We start from the raw sequence: 19,672 nt of genomic DNA on the forward strand, positions 1-19,672 counted from the left end.
AACTATGCTCCCATTGCATTCGCACTTTTGCGGAATGTATATGAGTTGAAAATTTGTCTTCTACCAAATCTTGGACGAGACTCAGCATTGATGAATTTCGTGTACACTGTTTTTGGAACACCAAAATACTCATAAGTACTTTTATCCTGAAATGTAACGCGTAATGTCTGACCCTTAAATTCAAAATCTTCAATAAAAAAGTTATTGATCGTATTGTTATACTCTTCTAAATTTGCTTCATGTGTCTCAGGAGAAATACTAACTAAGAAGTGGTAAGCCTCAATAATTTCTGTACTTTTTAACTCAGCTTCCTCTTTTTGTACTTCATCTTGAAATTTATCCGGATGCCAAGCTTTGATTAAGTCACGATATATCTTTTTTAACGTCGCTAAATCTTCATTTTTTGTAATACCAAAAATCTTTTTGGATTCACCTATTCTTTTCATAATATTTATTTTTCCCTATTCCAACCAAACCATATTGATTTTAGGATTTGCAAAAATACGTCAATTATATTTTAGAATGAACAATTGTATGTTAATTTTTTGTAATTTCATCTTTTACATACATAAATTATGTATTTAACTTAGCAATACTGCCGAAAAGTCAAGTATAATCACCGCCCCTATGAGCTCATAACGAGCTTAATCTGTCACAAAAAGATTTCCGTTGTGCATAAATGCGTGTACATAAGACATTCTAGAGACTGCTTCGGCTGAGCAGGTCGCATCTACAAAAACAAGGTTAGCATCATCATTCGCTTTTGGCCATTGTTGTTTTCCTTCATCGTCTAAAGGCAAGAGTTGCTGTGTTGCAAAGCGTAGCGTACGTGAAAGCTGCAATTCGGTCGCATATCCGTATAGCTCTGCTATAAGGTTTGCTTTTTGCAGCATATTACCCGTACCAAATGTGCTCCAATAATCCTGTACATTATCATTTCCGATCAGCACATTTACTCCATGTTTTTTTAATGCTGGAATAGGCATCGGACGTCCTTTAAATGGCACAGAAGAAGCAATACCCACTTTTGCAAAAGCCAATTTCTCAGCAATCTCTTCAACCTCCTTTGCATTCAGTTGTGCTAAAGCAAAGGCATGGCTGATAAATGTTTTCCCCTGTAAATGAGGATTTTCAACTGCTTTATCGATAAGATATTGAATTGTTTTCATTCCCGAAGGACCTGCTTCATGAAGATGAATGTCTATTCCTTTATTATTATCCAATGCCAACTGTACAGTAAATTCCAAAGGCTTCTCTATGCTTCCATCAATACTGAGTGGGTCAAGTCCGCCTATAAAATCAACCCGATCAGACTTCGCTACTTCTTTCATAATAGGAGCAGAATCTGTATAATAAAGCCCGTGTTGCGGAAAAGCAACAAGCTCCGCTTGAAAGGAATCTTTTTGATGTTCGAGCGCTAGCAAAAGATTTTCAAAAGATTGAAGCCCAGAGGTCGGATCTACATTAAAATGGGTTCTCGCATAAGTTGTACCATATCCCTGCAATAAAGCAATGAGTTGCTCGGCACGTGCTGTGGAGGTTGTCAACAATCTGGGAATGATCTCTTGCTCATAAGCAATCATATCTGCAACCGTTTTTCTTTTTGGAGATAGCGCTTGCCATGGTAAACCAAATAAAGTTTTATCCATATGAATATGCATGTCTTTAAAAGCAGGCAACATCAGCCTTCCTTTCATGTCAACAGCTTCTTCAGCTGCATTATTAGCTTTTATAGCTATTATCTTTCCGTTTGCAATTTCAATACAGAAGAGATCAGTAAGAGTACCGATCACCTCCTGGTTTTCATATTCGAATCCGGTCTCTAAACGAACATTTTTTAGTGTGTAATGCCCTTTGGCAATTAATTTATGAGATGGCAACATAAGATAAATGATTATATAACAAATATAAAAATCAACTACTGACCGATTAGGTACAGATTATGCCAACTGTTGTCAAAATTATCCTTGTTCTTTAAATTGAGATGGTGTCATTCCGGTATGACTTTTAAAAAATTTCGAAAAACTGGCGTGATCATAAAACCCTAAATCATATACAATATCCTTAACACTCATTTCCGATATTTTAAGCAAACGTTTTGCTTCTAATAAAATACGGTCATGAATCAATGTCGATGCGGCGGTATTAATCACTTTTTTACTAACTATATTGAGGTAATTAGCGGAGATATGTAATTTTTCTGCATAAAAAGCTACCGACCGATTTGATTTAAAATGAAGATCGATGAGCTGTACAAATTTTGAAATAATCGGATTTGAATGATATTTCTCAAAATCATTGAATGTAATCTCAAAAGACTTGCGCAATAACAAACCGATCAATTTGCTACGTGTCTGAATAATTTCCCAAAGAATATTTGTTTCTTGCAATTCCTGTTCTATAGCTCGAAATTCATAAAACAATGCTGCATACAGCGATCTAGAAATTTGAAAAACAGGATGTTGCTGGTAATAAAGAGAGGAAAATCGAAGATCGGGGAGAAAACTTTCAAACCAATCACGGCTAATCATCAATTGATAACAGACCGTATCTTCATCAAATTGCCATTGATGAACCTGTCCTGGGAATAAAAAATGAACCTGCTGAGATTCGATCACATAATTTTTAAAGTCAATGCTGTGGGTACCACTCCCCTTCTCAAATAGCAGAATAATTAAAAAATCATGCTTATGTGGTTCAACAATATGACGAGCACCTCTGATCTCATGAAACAATAAATTTGTAAATCCTGAGGGTGCTTCAGTAAATTCTTGAATATTTAAAACTGGAAAATAATCGTGCTGGTTATCCATTTCTCCTCAAATTTAGTAATTCAATTTACTAAAAACAGAGGAGAATGGATTATAATCAACCATTTTTTTAATCTTGGGATATCTTCACCAATTCACCTTTATGTACCAAAGTCTCCACATCAGAGATCCGTGATACTGCTTCTGCAGAACAACTCGCCTTGATCAACACAAAATCGGCCTGATCTCCAACATTTGGCCATTGTTTTACACCCTTATCATTTAGAGGTAAAGTTCCTCCCGTTGCTATCTTTAAACTTCTTGACAATAAAAACTCTGACGAATATCCATACAACTGTGCCATCAGATTAGCTTTTTGCAGAACACTTCCCGTTCCAAAAGTATTCCAATGATCCACAATACTGTCATTTCCGGTCATTACAGTAACGTTATGTTTATATAAAGTAGGGATCGGCATAATTAAACCTCCAAAAGGAATAGTAGAAACAATACCGATTTGAGCAGCTCCTAATTTTTCAGCAATCTCCTCTTGTTTTACTTTATCAATCTTTCCTAATACAAAACAATGACTTAAAAATGTTTTACCCTTCAATGTAGGATTCTCATTAACCTTATCAATCAGATACTCCACTGTTTTCAATCCCGATTCTCCAGACTCATGCAAATGAATATCTATTCCTTTTTGGTTATCCAATGCCAACTGAACTGTAAAATCCATTGTTTTTTCAATTTGTCCATCAATAGAATACGGATCTACGCCACCTATAAAGTCAATATCCATTTGAGCAGCTTCCTTTAAATAAGGAACACTATCTGTATAATATACGCCGTGTTGCGGAAAAGCGACGATCTCAGCACTAAAACTTTTATGTTTGTTCTCAAGCGCTTTTTGTAGATTTTTTAGCGACTGCAACTTCGAAGTAGGTTCAATATTAACATGACTGCGTGCAAATCCTGTACCTTTCGACTGTAATAATTCGATCAGTTTCTCAGCTTTGAAAGTTGAATTCTTCAATAAATCGGGAAGTATTTTTTGTTCTAAAGCAATCATGCCCTTCACGCCGCCAGCTCCACGTCTTATTGCTTGCCACTTGTCACCATAGAAAGTTTTATCCAAATGGATGTGCATATCTCTGAAAGAAGGCAACATTAATAATCCTTTTGCATCAATAGCATCTACGTTGGCTTGATTGGAACCGATTTTTGATATTTTACCATTTTCAACTTCAACATAAAATAAATCCGTTTTAGTACCAATTACATCAGCCTCATCATAAATAAAACCAGTTTCCAAACGTACATTCTTAAATTTCAGCATTTTACTTTTTATTTCTATATGCATTGGATTGATAGATTTAGCGCTCAATGTGCTTAACGGAAGAGATGCGCCAGCAACAGCTATAGCGGCATTTTGTATGAATTGTTTACGGGATAAATGGTTCAAATTATTCACTTTCTTTTTTTTGTTATAAAATTACAAGTAAACTAAATCAAAATAGAGGTACGTTTTATAACAATACTTGTCTGATTTATTCCAATTGATCTCGTAAGATTTCCATCGTAAAGTAACCATTAGTAATATCATCTTCCTTTAAGAAATCATGTTGCTCTTCACGAATCTTAACATAATATTTCCCTTTAAATAATGCCGGTAAAAGCTCTTCAATTTCATATACATCATCGACATCGATACCATATTTATCATCAATATGCGGAGAAATATGATGTTTAAAGAAAACCGTTTCTTTTGCGACTTCCTTTGCTTCCTCCAAGTTATAAGCAACAACCATTTCCTTATAATGATACTCTTCCATATCATTGGGTTTATACCCTCCCATATTAACAAAATAGAGTTTCAAGCTTCCATTGTTTACAGGCTCTTCCGAGATTGAAATTTGATAAGATCCGACTTTTGTCACTGCTCGCCAGGCATCAACATGAATCTCCCCTTTTGCCTCGGGCCAATAGGCTTCTATAGATGGAGCCAGTTCTCCCAAACGTTCCGCAATACCAAAATAGATATCATGCTGTTCAACATGTCTTCCAGATGGCTTACATCCTAATAATAACATAAAAAGATTCATATACTTCCTTCGATTAATAATACTTTTATTATGATTACTTTTATAAGGTACAATTAAAATCTAATGAGAACAAAAAATTTATTCCTACTACTCATCATTGCTATCCTATTTCCTTATAGCACCAGTGCTCAGCATATTGACAAAAAATTAGACCGTCAATTAAGAGCCTTAACACAAGACTTTCATGGAGATATCGGTATCTATGTAAAAAATCTCAAAACCCAAAAAGAGGTACTTATCCAGGCTGACTCCATTTTTCCAACAGCCAGTATCGTAAAAGTTCCTATACTAGCAGGTATATTTGATAAAATCGAAAAAGGAGAATTGGCACTGGATCAAAAATTTACATTCCGATCATCACAGCAATATGGCGGTTCAGGTCTGATGCAATTTTTTAAAGACAGCAGTGAAACAGATCTTGCCACTATGATAGGTCTGATGATTTCTTACAGTGATAATGTCACCTCTATTTGGAATCAGCAACTAGCAGGAGGAGGTTCGACCATAAACCAACTCATGGACCAGTTAGGTTTAGTCAATACAAAAGTTAATTCCCGTACCGAAGGTCGCAATGAGATCTGGAAAAAATATGGTTGGGGACAGACTACCCCCAGAGAAATGGCAACCTTAGTAGCGCTGATTTTCCAAGGTAAAGTTGTCAGCACAAAAGCATCGGATAAAATGTACCGTTATTTAGGAAATATCTTTTACAACGAACGATCCCTTTCTCAGATACCGGCATATGTAAAGACCGCATCTAAAACAGGCTCTGTTGATGAAGCCCGCGGTGAAGTTGTACTTGTAAATGCCCCTAGTGGTGATTATGTATTTTGTGTATTGACAAACAACATTAAAGATCAAAGCTGGACTAAAAATAATGAAGCTGAGGAACTCACCAGAAAGATCTCACATTTATTATGGAATTATTTTGAACCAAAAAAAACCTATACACCTTAAACTATAAGCTAAAGAATGAATAAAGCGAATTTTCAATTTTGAATATCATCTCGCTGTCGTAATTTTGATTTTTCTACATAGGTTCAAAATATTCTACTAAATTTACTTTATGAGTATCTTAACACAACATTTTGAGACGGTTCATAATACCGCACCATTTTCTAAAATAAATAACGAAGACTATATACCTGCATTTGATCAAGCTATTGCTAGCACTAGAACTGAAATTGATGCCATAGCAAATACCGTTGAACCTGCTACTTTTGACAATACGATTGTTGCATTGGCATTTTCGGGAATGTCTTTAGATCGTTTATCAACTATTTTTTTCAATCTACATTCAGCGGAAACCAACGACGAATTAGAACAGATCGCTCAAGATGTTGCTCCAAAACTTGCAGCACTTGGCAATGATATCACGCTTAATTTTGATCTGTTCAAAAGAATAAAGCAGGTTTATGATCAAAAAGAACAGTTGGATTTAACATTAGAGCAAACAACTTTATTAGAGAAAAACTATAAAGATTTTGTTCGCAATGGGGCGCTTCTGTCTGATGATAAAAAAGAGCAGCTTCGCGCTATTGATACCGAACTCTCGCTACTTAAATTAAAGTACGGGGAACATGTATTGGCCGATACCAATGCTTATGAACTTCATATTACAGATGAAGCTGAGCTTGCTGGTTTGCCAGACGGAGTCAAAGAAGCTGCAGCCGGATTAGCGAGATCTCAAGAAAAAACAGGTTGGATCTTTACCCTAGACTATCCAAGCTATATCCCGTTTGTCACCTATGCCGAAAATCGTGAATTGCGTAAAATAATCACTATTGCAGCCGGTAAAAAAGCATATCAGGATAATGAAAATAATAACGAAGAGATTGTATTAAAAATTGCGAAACTTCGATTTCAACGCGCACAACTTCTAGGCTATCAAACGCACGCCCACTTTGTATTAGAAGAGCGTATGGCACAGAATCCGGATAAGGTAAACGCATTCTTAGATGATTTATTGACCAAAGCAAAACCAGCGGCAAAAGATGAATTTCAGGAATTAAGCTCTTTTGCCAATGAAACTGATGGTATTGCTATTTTAGAAAAATGGGACGGAGCTTACTATGCTGAAAAATTGAAGCAAAAGAAGTTTCAGCTTGATGATGAGCAATTAAAACCTTTTTTCAAATTAGAAAACGTACTGCAAGGAGCATTTGAAATTGCAGGAAAATTATTTGGTTTATACTTCAATGAAGTGCAAACTATTGACAAGTACCATAAAGATGTACAAACATTTGAAGTAAAAGATGATTTGGGGAATTTCATTGCAGTTTTTTATGCTGACTTTTTTCCAAGAAAAGGTAAACGCAATGGTGCCTGGATGACTTCATTTAAACCACAATATAAAAAAGATGGTAAAAATGAACGTCCACATGTTTCAATCGTGTGTAATTTCACTCCTGCTACTGAAACCAAACCATCGCTTTTAACATTTAATGAGGTAACAACTTTATTTCATGAATTTGGTCATGCTTTACATGGTATGCTAGCAGATACCGTTTACCCTACGCTTTCAGGAACTGCGGTGTTTTGGGATTTTGTCGAACTGCCTAGTCAGATCATGGAAAACTGGTGTTATGAACAAGAAGCATTGGCGCTATTTGCTAAGCATTATGAAACTGGAGAACCGATCCCAATGGATCTTGTTACAAAAATTCGTGAGAGTGCTTCCTTTTTAGAAGGTATGGCTACACTTCGCCAACTCAGCTTTGGAAAATTAGATATGGGCTGGCATGGTCAAGATCCTACAGCGATCGATAACCTCAAAAATTTTGAGAATAAACAGTTTGCATCGACGCAACTCTATCCTGATGTTACTGAAAATGCAATGAGCACATCTTTTTCCCATATATTTAATGGCGGTTATTCTTCAGGTTACTACAGTTACAAATGGGCTGAGGTTTTAGATGCAGATGCGTTTGATTACTTTAAACAAAATGGCATTTTTAACAAAGAGATTGCAACTAAGTTTAAAAATACCGTTTTATCCAAAGGTGGCACTGAACATCCAATGAGTTTGTACAAACAATTTAGAGGCCAAGAACCGAAGGTAGAAGCTTTATTGAAACGTGCTGGTTTAATAAAGTAAATATTTGCCAATGCATAAAAAAAGGATGCTCTATGATCGTAAGGCATCCTTTTTTTATTATTCTTTTTTTTAAATAGTCCCTATTTTGTAGGCTCAGCTTTTTCGTCACCTGCCGTATTTTTATCGGTATTTTCTTTTGCAGCACTGACCGTTTTTGCATTATTATCGGGAGCAAGGCTTGGGTGTGTCACCGGACTTCCTTTAGCTTCAGAAGGTGATACAGCAGGTTTAGCTGCTTCCCCTGATTTTGTGCTATCAGTAGCCTTTGGCGCTGCCTTTGTAGTAGCAGGTTTAGCTACTGGCTTTGATGCTGTTGCTGGTTTCGAAACATTAGTTGCTTTTGTAGCTACTTTTACAGGAGCTGGTTTTGATGCTGTTGTAGCAGGCTTACTTGCAGTTGCGACTTTTGGAGCTTCCCCTACCTTTGGCGCAGTTTTCGCAGGAGCTGGTTTTGATGCTGTTGCTGTAGGCTTACTTGCAGTTGTGACTTTTGAAGCTTCCGCTACCTTTGGTGTTGCTTTCGCAGGAGCTGGTTTTGCTGCTGGCTTCGATGCTGTTGCTACAGGTTTACTTGCAGTTGTGGCTTTCGGAGCTTCAGCTACCTTTGGTGTTGCTTTCGCAGGAGCAGGTTTTGCTGCTGGCTTCAATGCTGTTGCTGCAGGTTTACTTGCAGTTGTGGCTTTCGGAGCTTCCGCTAAATTTGGTGTTGCTTTCGCAGGAGCAGGTTTTGCTACCGGCTTCGATGCTGTTGCTGCAGGTTTACTTGCAGTTGTGGCTTTCGGAGCTTCAGCTACCTTTGGTGTTGCTTTCGCAGGAGCAGGTTTTGCTACCGGCTTCGATGCTGTTGCTGCAGGTTTACTTGCAGTTGTGGCTTTCGGAGCTTCAGCTACCTTTGGTGTTGCTTTCGCAGGAGCAGGTTTTGCTGCCGGCTTTGATGCTGTTGCTACAGGTTTACTTACAGTTGTAGACTTAGGGGCATCAGTAACCTTTGGTGCTACTTTTGGAGGATCAAGTTTAGCGACTGGTTTTGATGCTGTTGCTACAGGTTTACTTGCGGTTACTGGTTTAGTAGCTTTTGGCTTATCATCGTCTTTTTTTACTTCGATATTTTTTTCTGCTACGGCTTTAATATCCTTTTTCTTACTTTTAGAGACTTCACCTTTTTTTAAAGACTTACTATCCTTTAATTTCTTCTTTTTATTCTTATCAGATTTAATTGCATCATCATTCTTATTAGAAGTAACTCGTTTGATCGTTTCATCTACATGAAAAAAAGGCAATTTTTCCTGAATCTCCGAAAGTGTTTCTTTCACTTTTTTATTCAGCTTTTTATATGCCTTTACTAATTTAGATTCCTCTTTTGAAGTCACTTTCTTAGATGATTTCTTTAGTTTGCGCGGTGTTTTCGATTTTTCTGCAATTGTTTTTACATTGCTTACATCAGCTGCGAACTTCTTTTTAGCAACTGGAGTAGACGCCTTTTTATTTGTCTTTTTCGAATTTTTAGATTTTATTTCCTTAGCCATGTAGATTTATTTTTTGATTCAATGAATATTTCATCCTTATAACAATTCTGATTAACAATTGTTTGTATATCAATATATGTAAGATACAAAATATATTGTATTCCAAGCGTGTATATTCCTTCATAATTGAAATAATATTTGTATTTTTGTAATCTACATAATTGGGGTCGACCGGAATTGACAGGATGGAGACGGTTATGTAAGCATGCAGTGCGTTGTTAGTAGAGCACTTTAATCGGAACTTTCACAATTACAACTGGCGAAGAAAACTACGCCTTAGCTGCTTAAGTTAGACTTAACATAGCTATTTGTCCCGTTAGATCCTGTTCTTTGGTTTAACATTCGGGGCATCGAACAATAGAACTGGCAGGTGTGATTTTGCTAATCACTTGTAAGACTCAGCAAATACGGCGTACGGTATAGGTCTGCAACTCACCTTCCCTCGCTCGACAATTAAAGAGAAGCTAAGCATGTAGAAAGCGTACACAGTACCATGACTGGACGAGAGTTCGAATCTCTCCGGCTCCACAAATAAAACCGCACTCAGTTTAACTGAATGCGGTTTTATTATTTTATGAGAAATTATAGCAAAAAAATGTACGACGTCGGGATCTAAACAAAATTGATTAATGAGAATGCTTACGAAGTAATCTCATACCCAGCATAATAGAACCACATATACATAAGTTGTACGAATTTATTATCTTTATTAAATGCAAACCGAATTTGAAAAACTTCTAATTGACTCCTTACTGCAGGGCAAAACACAGCCTGAAATTGCTCGCGAACTCAAAGAAAAGGGGCATAACCCTTACAGTTTATCATCAATTGAAAAAACACTAAATGATCTTAAGCGTAAGCATAATGCACATACCTTATTTCAATTAGGCGCAATCATTACCCTAAAAAGGTATATAAATAAAAAAGAGTAGGTATTAGCCTACTCTTTTATAATTTGATGCCTCTAATTCAATAAGACGTTCAATACCTTTTCTTGTAATATCATAGCATTCATAAGGACTTTGCCCAATTTCAGGCTTAAAACTTCTAATAAAACCAGTCCTTTCTAAGATTGCCAATTCATCTTGAAAAGATTCATTTACCATCAAGGGCTGAAGATCTTTGTCTTCTTTTACCAACTGTAATATTTTAACTGCTAACTGTCTCATATTTTTAGAATATTGGGAAAGCTGAATTACTTTTATCTAAATATACCAGTTTGCCCGTTCAAAAACAACAGTTTTAAAGTACTGTAAATCAAAAATAACATTTTAATAATCCATAAATTACAATCCGTTAATATCTAAAAAAGATTTCTTTAAAACTTTGTATCACGCCTAACTTTATTAAATGACACAGTTCCTATCAGTTGCTTATGTAACACTTGAACCATTGAAGAAGTACTAAACAAAAGAGATCTTTAGTGGCAATGATGTAATCATAAAAAAATGGTGTTGAAATATGGGAAACTATTCGAGTTTCCCATATTTCAACACTTTAACAAACAATAATAAATACCCTGTTAGATATTAATAAATTACATTTTTTATACTCCACAAGTGTAAACTAAAAAGCGGACAAGACTAGCTGTCCACTTATTATCAGTATAAAACAATAGTAATCTGCTTCGATACTTATTCGCACGCAGTTCGGGAAAGCTTCGGGAAATATCAACTGTGCCTCTACTGTTCCTATTCTGTTTGTATACTGTGCCTCTACAAAAACAGTAGAGGCACAGTATAGGCAAGGTGGAAAAACAGTAGAGGCTTTCCGAAGAAAGGGCGAAATAGACCCGAATAAAGGCTGAATGTGCATCGTCCTATTATAACTATATAGATTTATAAATTATTATTGATATTATGATCCACGTTGTTTTATGAATTCCGCTTCTGCTACACATAATTTATTTTTATTTTTGCAACGTTGCTTTTCTGGAATTTCTGCAGTTTTCCGGAGTATTTTCCTACCTGTTTTGGCGTTAGAAAATCTATGCTGCATATGTCAACTACGCAATTAAATAGAAATTTTAATTCAATTCAATAATTGATACCCCATTAAATAGATAACTTAATTATTTCCTTTCGGTAAATCGTGTAAATGCATGCTACATAATAGCCCCGGCTCAAAAAAGAAAAGCTCAACTTTTGTTGAGCTTTTCTTTTTTGAGAGAAATTAAACCTTAAACAAGGTTGAAATAATCGCCGTATCGGTAATTAATCTGAATAACTATTGCTTTTTTCTTTTATATTCCCTGAAATACAAAAGGCTTAGCATCTAAAAATTTGTCTGATGTTTCTCCTGCATAAATTTGATTTTTATCCAATGCCAGTTTTTTTATTTTTCCATTCTTGCTAAAATCCAATTTTTTCAAATCTACCCAGATCGCATTCGGACTTAGTGCATCTTCAAAATAGTAAACCAGATTCTTTTGGTCTGAAACTGTTCTCCATCTAGTTGTTGATAAATTAGGAAAACCCTCAGTAGAAATACCGTAAGGTACGGAACATTGCCTAATGACACTAAACGCACTCGCTACAGCAATTCTGGTATCATCTGTTTGCGGGACAGCTTTAATATAATATGACGCTCTTACATAGCGATCCGCAGCACGGTTTGTTCCAGGAAGAAATATACTTCCAGGAATACCTTTCCAATATTCATTTATCGCAAGTTGTTCTTCAAAAATCGGATCATTAGTCATTACAGTGTAAGCAGGATCGTGGTGTATGACTAATTTTCCGTTAATGTATTCAAGAATGGCATTGTCCCCACTTGCATCTGACATAGAAAGATGGACAGTAGTAAACTTATCTGTTCCTGGGATAAAGTCTGTAACAACAACAAATTCTTCTTTCTTAAAATGTTCGACAGCTTCAGCTACTGTCGCGAAGTTATCTAGGGCATATTGCGCCCATAGTGAAACAGCCAAGCCATTTTTCCCGGCAATATCTTTGGAAAATTCGGGATATTTAGAGCTTACTAGCCAAAGCATATTAGCAACCAGCCCCTTTTCATTCATCCCATCCGATATTGCAATGTCCCAAGAACTAGTCGTCATGCTCCCATATTTTGAAGTCCATTTAATCGTATTCTTTCCAGTACTTCCATCGCGCTCGATTCCTCTTGGGAATAGCCATAAGTTAGAAGGAATAGGAATGGAAAAATCCATACTTCGCGCTGTAATAATTGTGCTGTTTGGACCTTTATAAACCACTCTTGTACAAGCTTCTGCTTCTACTGATGAGGCGATTAAAGTTGCGGTTAAAATCAAAGCGCTTCCAATTTGTTTAATAAATGTTTTCATGACTACTAATTTTATTAAGATAAAAATGTTTAGTTCTTAGACTACAAAAGAAAAATAGATATGACACCTTCGTCATATATAATGACTCATTACTGCAATTTAAAAATATTTTTTCGATTAAAAAGAAATTACATATAAATTAAAAAAAATATCCTATAACAGTTGTTTTAAATCTACTTTATATTTGATAAAAATTAAATATCCGGTAGCAACTATCGTTCAATGTTACGTAAAATGCTTATTTAAGTAAAACGAAGTAACTGACCTTGCAAAGGTCTTTTATTAAAACTAACACATATAAATAAAAAGGAATCTCTATTTTAACAAAAATGAAGCTTTGTTTCAAATTTTACAGATATTTACGACATTAAGGACCTATTCGTACCTTAAATTGAATAAAACTTATTACAGAAAGAATTACAAATACAATTTAAACCGAAATTTCAAAATATGAAAAAGTATTTATTGCTTTTGTTTACTGTCCTATCATTTGCAAACGTGATGGCGCAAAAGAACACAGATGTTTCCTTTCAATTACAGGGAATAGTCAACATACCAACTTATGATTCTACCAACCGAATGATTTATTTGACTTATCAAAGTAAAGGACAGGCAGTATTAGACAGTACAGTTATTAAAAACAACAAATTTCATTTTAAAAGTACTGCCGATGTAGATGTTCGTGCCACATTACAATTTACAAAGCCCAATACCTCACCCAATGCTTTAGCAGATCCTAATTCCTTATACTTATATCTTTCACAAAGCATCGTAAATATTAATGCAAAAGGCTACCTAAGAAAGGCAATAATTACAGGTTCAACCACCAACGATGATTATATGGTTTTCAAAAAACCTTATCTAAAGATAGACACTGCTTTAAGATTATTAGGATGGGAGAAGAGAAGAGTAAAACCAGAAGATACGAATCAAAGTAAAATTGTTGATGCAAAAATTGACAGTGTAAAAAACAGCAAGCTTGCAAAGCTTTCAGAGTTTTTATCAACACATATTACCAAACCATATGCGGCTGAAGCGTTGCAGATGTATGTAAGCACTGATGGTTCTGCTTTTGACCTCGATAAAGCACAGCTATTTTTCGATCAGCTACCTAAGAAACAAAAAATAGCTGTATTAGGTAAGGATATTACAGCCAGCTTAATAAAACTAAAACAAAAAATCGTAACCATCAATATTTTAAAGAATGTTGATTTTTTTGATGGCTATGCCCAAACTGTTACCAATTCTGTTCCTAGAGGTGTAACCCGCATCACTAATTCCGAATACCTATACCAGTTAAATCCGAGCGAAATAAAGCAAATTGGCAATAACCTTAAGATTAAAGTTACAATTAAAGCGGGCTGCGATAATTACGATAGAATTGGCCGAGTGACTTTAGTTGTTATGCCAAAAGGTGAGAAATTTGACAAGGAAAAGGGTGAACGGTTTGAAATACTACGTATTATGACACCGTTCATGTACCGAAGTCGTCATCCAGACCATATACCTTACGAAGCTCAAATAGATCAGATGATTAGTACGATAAAACAAACCGATAAAGAAATGTATCTCGTAACAGAAGTATTTGGAACTACCGGAGCAGGCCAAAGAGAAGTAATCGGATGCGATGGTTCATTATTAACGTTCAACGTATCTGTTGATTTAATAAGCGACAAAAAAACAACCTTATCTTCGGAAAAAGCAATTTCCCTGTTAAGCTACTACAGTTTAGATGGAAAGGACAAAACAGCTGGAAAAAATAGTAAAGAGGTAGAATTTGAATTACCTGAAGACACCAAGACGACTGTTCTTTATCTTATTTCATCTGGTCATGGTGCAGCTGAAGGTGGAGAAGAATACAATTGGAGACAGCACATTATTGATTTGGATGCTAAAGAATATATACGTATAGATATGAACCAGGACTGTACACCTTACGAAATCTATAATACGCAACCAAATGGTATATATTTCGGAAACATCAGTAAAGAACGTCGTTCTTGGTGCCCAGGAGGACCAGTTCCTACTCGTGTTATCAATTTAGGACCACTAAAAAAAGGCAAGCATAGCATAAAGATAGCTATACCAGATGCCGAATTTGAGAAAACAGAAAGTAAATATTTAGTATCTGCTTATTTGATAACCCAATAATATCAATAATAAGCAATACTGCTATACAAAGTCTGTCTCTCAAGATAAGAGACAGACTTTGTACTTAAATAGTAATATTACTTCCGCACTTTCAACAGCTTCTACCTGTTTAAATTCTCATTATAATTATAAAAAATTATTCTACCGCTTTCTATCTCTTAGCAGTAATATATGTGACAATAGTGCTATAGGAACAATAATTGTTGGCAGTAATGCATAAGGAAAACAAAGAACGGCAACATTGGGCTGATCAAAACTAAATTGCTGTATCGGTACCGGGGAGGAAAATATCCCTATAAGGACAATGGAAATCAGCGAAACAATACCAGCATAATTCCACAGTGCAAATATCCAATTATTCAAGATAGATTTCCTGAATAAGGAAATAACCAGAAACACAACACTGAATATCCCTATTATAATATCAAAATTAAAACCTTTAAAAGTCATAATCTGAGGAATTAATTTTTCGAGATATAACTGATAAAGATAATACTCAATGACGATCCTAAGCGACTGAATTATCAATAATAACGTGACGTTTACCCGAGCGCTCTTCACTTTCCGATATATAGCAACATTCAACAAAATGCTACCGATTAAAGCCATTATAAATAATGGTGGATAAGCCCTAAAAATACCTAAAAAAGACAGGCCACCAATGATCGTTGTCAAGATCCCATTCAGGATCAACATCGGCCTATTTCGCCCAATTGCAAAATAAAAAATAACAATGAAAAGAAACGCCAGTCCTAAAAAAAGAAAACCGAACATATTTTATGATAATTTCTATATTTTAAATTATTACTATAAATTTAGTGATACCTTTTTAATAATTCTACTGCTTCAGAATAACGAAATTAAATAAATCTAAAAAAAACTTATCAAATACTGCTTAAGACATTCAATAATGAATAAAAAATGCATGTTTTTGATTAAATAGTACATTCTTCTAAAAATATCACGTGTTAAATTTGTTACTGGAATTTCTTGCCCTTAGGGAGCAAGTTGTAATCTTTGTACATAAATCATACTGATATGATCACCAAGTTTTGCAATTATCACACGCAATACTGAGATCTAAAAGTAAAGTAAAAATCTTTACTATACATTACACTAGTAATACCATCTTCAACATATAAAGCATCATTACCGTAAGTGTTGTTGAAGCTACATATGAAAAATAAATCTCCTGCTTTTGTTTGAAATTCTTCTCTTCAATACTTGACAGAATCTTAGGTTCATTAAAAGTTCCATATCTAATCCTAAGAAATAGGACGTAAACTATAGCCAATAGGAAAAACGTTCCGAATATAAATACTAATAGAACTGGAAAATTTGGCGCTCCTTTATAATTCCTTCCAAAGGTATCCACAAAAAAATCATAGATCTGCGCATGGTGTTCTAAATCAGAAAATATCCAGAATAATAGAGGTGCTGTAATACTATGAAGTAAAATAAAAAAGAACCAATCAGATTTATCAAATTTTTGTCTTTCAAAAACTGGATGCGCTATCTTATTATTCTTATTTAAAGCTCCGAGGTTAGAAATTTGTTTTGAGGCAATTGGATAACACATAAAACTGATTATACCACTTAATATCCAGAGTAAAAATTGTCCAGAACTCGATTTAGAATCAAAATAGGTATTACCAATATATACCGCTGCAATCCAGATCATTAAAAAGATAAAAACAGATGGAATTGCTATCAATAACAATTTACCGATTTGGAGCTTGTTTTTTGTAGGATCCATGTTAATTAATTCCTTTATGTAGTCCGCTTAATATGTACTTAACAATAATAACCAAATTCAACAGTTCTCTTTTTATTTAATTTAAATTCGCCCTTCCTATCTGATATCCGTAGTACTTTCATTAAAACTGTTAACATTTTCCAACTTGCATTACAATCCGACTTTTTTCCAACCTCCATCTAATCTTTGTGCATCATCTACCATCCACTCATCATCATTTCGAACCAAGATAAAACGATACTGAAAATCAATATGGTCTTTGGTAAAAAGATAGATCTTATTTTTTGTTGACTGCTCACTATCCACAATCTTGTGAGTCGAATACGTATGGTTAAGTCCGTTGGAATAATATAAACCATCTGGTCGATAACCTTTACGAGTTTTATAAGTACAATGTTCCTGAAAAAGTAACTTACATCTTAAACTTGTTTCATTCGTAAAACCATGTATAGCGGCATATTTCTCCCATTCAGTCATCGCATTAAAAAATAGCAGTAGTTTTTGGGAAGCATCAGTAATATCTTGTGAATTAACCGATTTCTTTTTCTTGGCTAAGGTTCTTTGTTCTTGCTCAAACTGCTCTAGTTGCTCCTTACTAAATAGATCATTCGCAACAATCTCAATCTTTGGATTACCTGCAATTGACATTAAACCTTCAAATGTAACAGCTGTAGCATCAATTCTCAATATACTAAGTTTAGGCAACTGCGCAACAATCTTCAACGTTTCATCATTTAATTGGGTATGACAGGCCCAAACACAGTTCAACTTTTTATGTCCAATGAAATATTCAAAGCCTTGCCCAGATACATTCGCCTGCGTAATAAACAAGTAATTTAAATTTGGCAGTTCCGCTAAATATTCAAGCGAGCGATCTGTTATACGGGTATTTTCAAGCGTAACATTGACCAATTTGCTAAGTTTAGAAATTTCCAAAATATCGTCATCCTGAACAGGACAATTTATAAAGGAAATTCCTAAAAGTCCTTTAGACTGTGTGATCTGCTTAATATCATCTTTCGAAAGTATTCGATTTTTAAATTCGGCACTACCTTTTAATTTACTTAAATTCTCCATATCGAATCCAGGTTTTTGGACCTAATAAACTACTTAAAATAACCCTACCGCCATGTCGTTGCAATACTTTTTTTAACATCTTGATTTGGGAGTTCTCATTTTCACATCATATTATAGCTTAACAGCCTTCGTTGCAATAAAAGTGGGGAGATACTGATCTATTAAGAATCGTGGTCGAGGCTGCGAATCTTCTATAAAATCAGCAATCATAAATCCCGCTCGCAATTGTCCACCGATAAGATCCGCTAAAGTATGACCAAAAACCAGTGCTTCCTGTCTCTCAATCTTTCTCTCAATATCGTTAGCATCCAAATCTTTCAGATCTGCATATGGCAACTTGAATTTGGGCCTAATTATACCGTCGGTAATTTCCTGGGGATTTCTATCCCCAATAAATACAACTGGATTAAAAAAACTAGCCAGTAAAAATCCACCTTTTTTTAGCACACGATAAGTCTCCTTCCATACTGGATTTACATCTTCGACGTAATGATTTGATATCGGATGAAAGACAATATCAAATGAGTGATCATCAAATATTCTCAGATCTTTCATATTTCCCTGAATCGTTTCCAGAGAAAGTCCATCTCGCTGTGCAACGATTGAATCTTGTCTCAGCTGTTCTTCTGAAAGATCAAAAACGACAACCTTGGCACCTGCTGCTGCCAATATGGGAGCCTGCTGCCCCCCAGCTGAAGCAAGACAAAGTATCTTTTTATCCCTAATATCACCTAACCATTGTTTAGGTAAAGGCTTTGGGGTAAGATGTACATCCCATATGCCTTGTTTAGCAGCATTAATTAAAGCTGAGTTTACAGGCTGAGACCATTCATTTTGATCCAATGCCTGTTTATTCCAAGCTGATTCATTATGCCTTAAAAAATCTATTTCCTCCTTTTTCATAAAGTTTAATCGATAAATCTCCTAAAATAGCATCAGCATGCTATACAATTCTTCTTTAATATTATTTACAGAATCTTAATGAAACAATATATGTACAAAAAAGGCATCCGATGGATGCCTTTTTTAACATTTCTAATCTTACTTACTTTTGGCAAAAATCTTCTTCCCCCCTGTCATAAGCAAAACTGCGGTCAAACCGGCAACTGCACCATAAGCTATTTGCTTCAATAATGAAGGAACCTGAGGTAAAAAATGATGCAAATAATCAATATTATGCTCAAAAATACCACCAGATACTAAGATCAATGCAATTGTTCCAACTACTGCTAATACTTTGATAACAACTGGTAAGGAATTTACCAATAAGTGCCCGAGCTTAGAGACAGCACCTTCATCATTAGATCTCTTGATCAGCTTATACCCTGCATCGTCCATACGTACAATCAATGCGACAATTCCATAAACACCAACAGTCGCAAATAAAGCAACTACCGCTACTGTTAAAATCTGAATGGTCAGACTCTCATTTAATACAGTTCCCAAAGCAATAATCACAATCTCTACAGATAAAATAAAATCCGTGGTAATCGCTGATTTCACTTTTATTTTCTCAGCTTCACTATTATTTTCTTCACTTTCCACAACCACTTCATGGCCTGTTTTCTGGCGATGAAAAAGGTACTCTATAATTTTTTCAACCCCTTCGTAGGCTAAATAGATACCTCCGATGATTAAAATAAACTTGATGGCAATAGGAAAGAAAACATTCAATAACAGTGCAATCGGAACAATTATAATTTTATTAATAAATGAACCTTTTGTAATAGCCCATAGCACAGGAATTTCACGAGAAGATAGAAATCCTGTGGCTTTCTCAGCATTTACAGCCAAATCGTCGCCTAGAATTCCTGCGGTTTTACTTGCTGCTATCTTACTAGTAACCGCAACATCATCCATTAAAGCAGCAATATCATCCAATATTGCAAATATACCTGAAGCCATA

Annotated in this window: 17 protein-coding genes and 1 other RNA gene; 5 read left to right on the plus strand and 13 right to left on the minus strand. The window is 35.2% G+C overall.

Annotated elements, in window-relative coordinates:
• Positions 1-2: 2 nt before the first annotated feature.
• The 5 genes from M2265_RS09125 to M2265_RS09145 all read right to left on the minus strand — a co-directional run bounded on the left by M2265_RS09125 (position 3) and on the right by M2265_RS09145 (position 4,843).
• Positions 3-446 (minus strand): KTSC domain-containing protein, encoded by a 444-nt coding sequence (locus tag M2265_RS09125; RefSeq protein ID WP_132773691.1) that lies wholly within the window; start codon positions 444-446, stop codon positions 3-5.
• A 198-nt stretch (positions 447-644) separates the two neighbouring features.
• Positions 645-1,883, minus strand: coding sequence for an amidohydrolase (locus M2265_RS09130; RefSeq protein WP_132773693.1), 1,239 nt, complete (start codon positions 1,881-1,883; stop codon positions 645-647).
• Positions 1,884-1,961: 78 nt separating this feature from the next.
• The gene (locus M2265_RS09135; RefSeq protein ID WP_132773695.1) at positions 1,962-2,813 is read right to left on the minus strand and encodes an AraC family transcriptional regulator; all 852 of its coding nucleotides are present in this window, start codon (positions 2,811-2,813) and stop codon (positions 1,962-1,964) included.
• Positions 2,814-2,880: 67 nt separating this feature from the next.
• Positions 2,881-4,224, minus strand: coding sequence for an amidohydrolase (locus tag M2265_RS09140; protein ID WP_243655514.1), 1,344 nt, complete (start codon positions 4,222-4,224; stop codon positions 2,881-2,883).
• A gap of 76 nt (positions 4,225-4,300) precedes the next feature.
• The gene (locus M2265_RS09145) at positions 4,301-4,843 is read right to left on the minus strand and encodes a DUF1543 domain-containing protein (RefSeq protein WP_243655515.1); all 543 of its coding nucleotides are present in this window, start codon (positions 4,841-4,843) and stop codon (positions 4,301-4,303) included.
• Positions 4,844-4,918: 75 nt separating this feature from the next.
• Here M2265_RS09145 and M2265_RS09150 point away from each other — a divergent pair, with 75 nt between their 5' ends.
• Together M2265_RS09150 and M2265_RS09155 are read left to right on the plus strand one after the other, a co-directional pair.
• Positions 4,919-5,812, plus strand: coding sequence for a serine hydrolase (locus M2265_RS09150; protein ID WP_132773698.1), 894 nt, complete (start codon positions 4,919-4,921; stop codon positions 5,810-5,812).
• Between the two features lie 109 nt (positions 5,813-5,921).
• Complete coding sequence (locus M2265_RS09155) at positions 5,922-7,952, plus strand: M3 family metallopeptidase (protein ID WP_132773700.1); 2,031 nt, start codon at positions 5,922-5,924, stop codon at positions 7,950-7,952.
• 80 nt (positions 7,953-8,032) lie between these two features.
• Here M2265_RS09155 and M2265_RS09160 read toward each other — a convergent pair whose 3' ends face one another.
• A complete protein-coding gene (locus tag M2265_RS09160; protein ID WP_264599348.1) occupies positions 8,033-9,478 on the minus strand; it encodes a hypothetical protein in 1,446 nt (481 codons plus the stop codon).
• A 163-nt stretch (positions 9,479-9,641) separates the two neighbouring features.
• Here M2265_RS09160 and ssrA point away from each other — a divergent pair.
• Both ssrA and M2265_RS09170 read left to right on the plus strand, forming a co-directional pair.
• Positions 9,642-10,009, plus strand: a transfer-messenger RNA (tmRNA) gene (gene ssrA / locus M2265_RS09165).
• 182 nt (positions 10,010-10,191) lie between these two features.
• Positions 10,192-10,410: a helix-turn-helix transcriptional regulator gene (locus M2265_RS09170; RefSeq protein WP_132773706.1), complete on the plus strand. Its 219-nt coding sequence runs from the start codon at positions 10,192-10,194 to the stop codon at positions 10,408-10,410.
• Between the two features lie 3 nt (positions 10,411-10,413).
• On the opposite strand, the gene M2265_RS09175 is transcribed toward M2265_RS09170, so the two are convergent.
• Both M2265_RS09175 and M2265_RS09180 read right to left on the minus strand, forming a co-directional pair.
• Positions 10,414-10,647 (minus strand): hypothetical protein, encoded by a 234-nt coding sequence (locus M2265_RS09175; protein ID WP_021190509.1) that lies wholly within the window; start codon positions 10,645-10,647, stop codon positions 10,414-10,416.
• Between the two features lie 1,073 nt (positions 10,648-11,720).
• Positions 11,721-12,782 (minus strand): linear amide C-N hydrolase, encoded by a 1,062-nt coding sequence (locus M2265_RS09180; protein WP_132773708.1) that lies wholly within the window; start codon positions 12,780-12,782, stop codon positions 11,721-11,723.
• Between the two features lie 450 nt (positions 12,783-13,232).
• On the opposite strand from M2265_RS09180, the gene M2265_RS09185 reads away from it, so the two are divergent.
• Positions 13,233-14,933: a peptide-N-glycosidase F-related protein gene (locus M2265_RS09185; RefSeq protein ID WP_132773710.1), complete on the plus strand. Its 1,701-nt coding sequence runs from the start codon at positions 13,233-13,235 to the stop codon at positions 14,931-14,933.
• A 141-nt stretch (positions 14,934-15,074) separates the two neighbouring features.
• Here M2265_RS09185 and M2265_RS09190 read toward each other — a convergent pair whose 3' ends face one another.
• The 5 genes from M2265_RS09190 to M2265_RS09210 form a co-directional block, all read right to left on the minus strand.
• Complete coding sequence (locus tag M2265_RS09190; RefSeq protein WP_021190514.1) at positions 15,075-15,707, minus strand: hypothetical protein; 633 nt, start codon at positions 15,705-15,707, stop codon at positions 15,075-15,077.
• A 337-nt stretch (positions 15,708-16,044) separates the two neighbouring features.
• The gene (locus tag M2265_RS09195) at positions 16,045-16,689 is read right to left on the minus strand and encodes a hypothetical protein (RefSeq protein ID WP_132773712.1); all 645 of its coding nucleotides are present in this window, start codon (positions 16,687-16,689) and stop codon (positions 16,045-16,047) included.
• A 150-nt stretch (positions 16,690-16,839) separates the two neighbouring features.
• On the minus strand, positions 16,840-17,766 hold the full coding sequence (locus M2265_RS09200) for an NTF2 fold immunity protein (protein ID WP_021190517.1): 927 nt from the start codon (positions 17,764-17,766) through the stop codon (positions 16,840-16,842).
• Positions 17,767-17,877: 111 nt separating this feature from the next.
• Positions 17,878-18,669, minus strand: a complete 792-nt coding sequence (locus M2265_RS09205) for a class I SAM-dependent methyltransferase (RefSeq protein WP_132773714.1) — start codon at positions 18,667-18,669, stop codon at positions 17,878-17,880.
• Positions 18,670-18,807: 138 nt separating this feature from the next.
• Complete coding sequence (locus M2265_RS09210; RefSeq protein ID WP_132773716.1) at positions 18,808-19,671, minus strand: DUF808 domain-containing protein; 864 nt, start codon at positions 19,669-19,671, stop codon at positions 18,808-18,810.
• Between the last annotated feature and the right edge of the window lies 1 nt (position 19,672).

This window comes from Sphingobacterium kitahiroshimense (genome assembly GCF_025961315.1).
GTDB classification, from domain to species: Bacteria; Bacteroidota; Bacteroidia; order Sphingobacteriales; family Sphingobacteriaceae; genus Sphingobacterium; species Sphingobacterium anhuiense.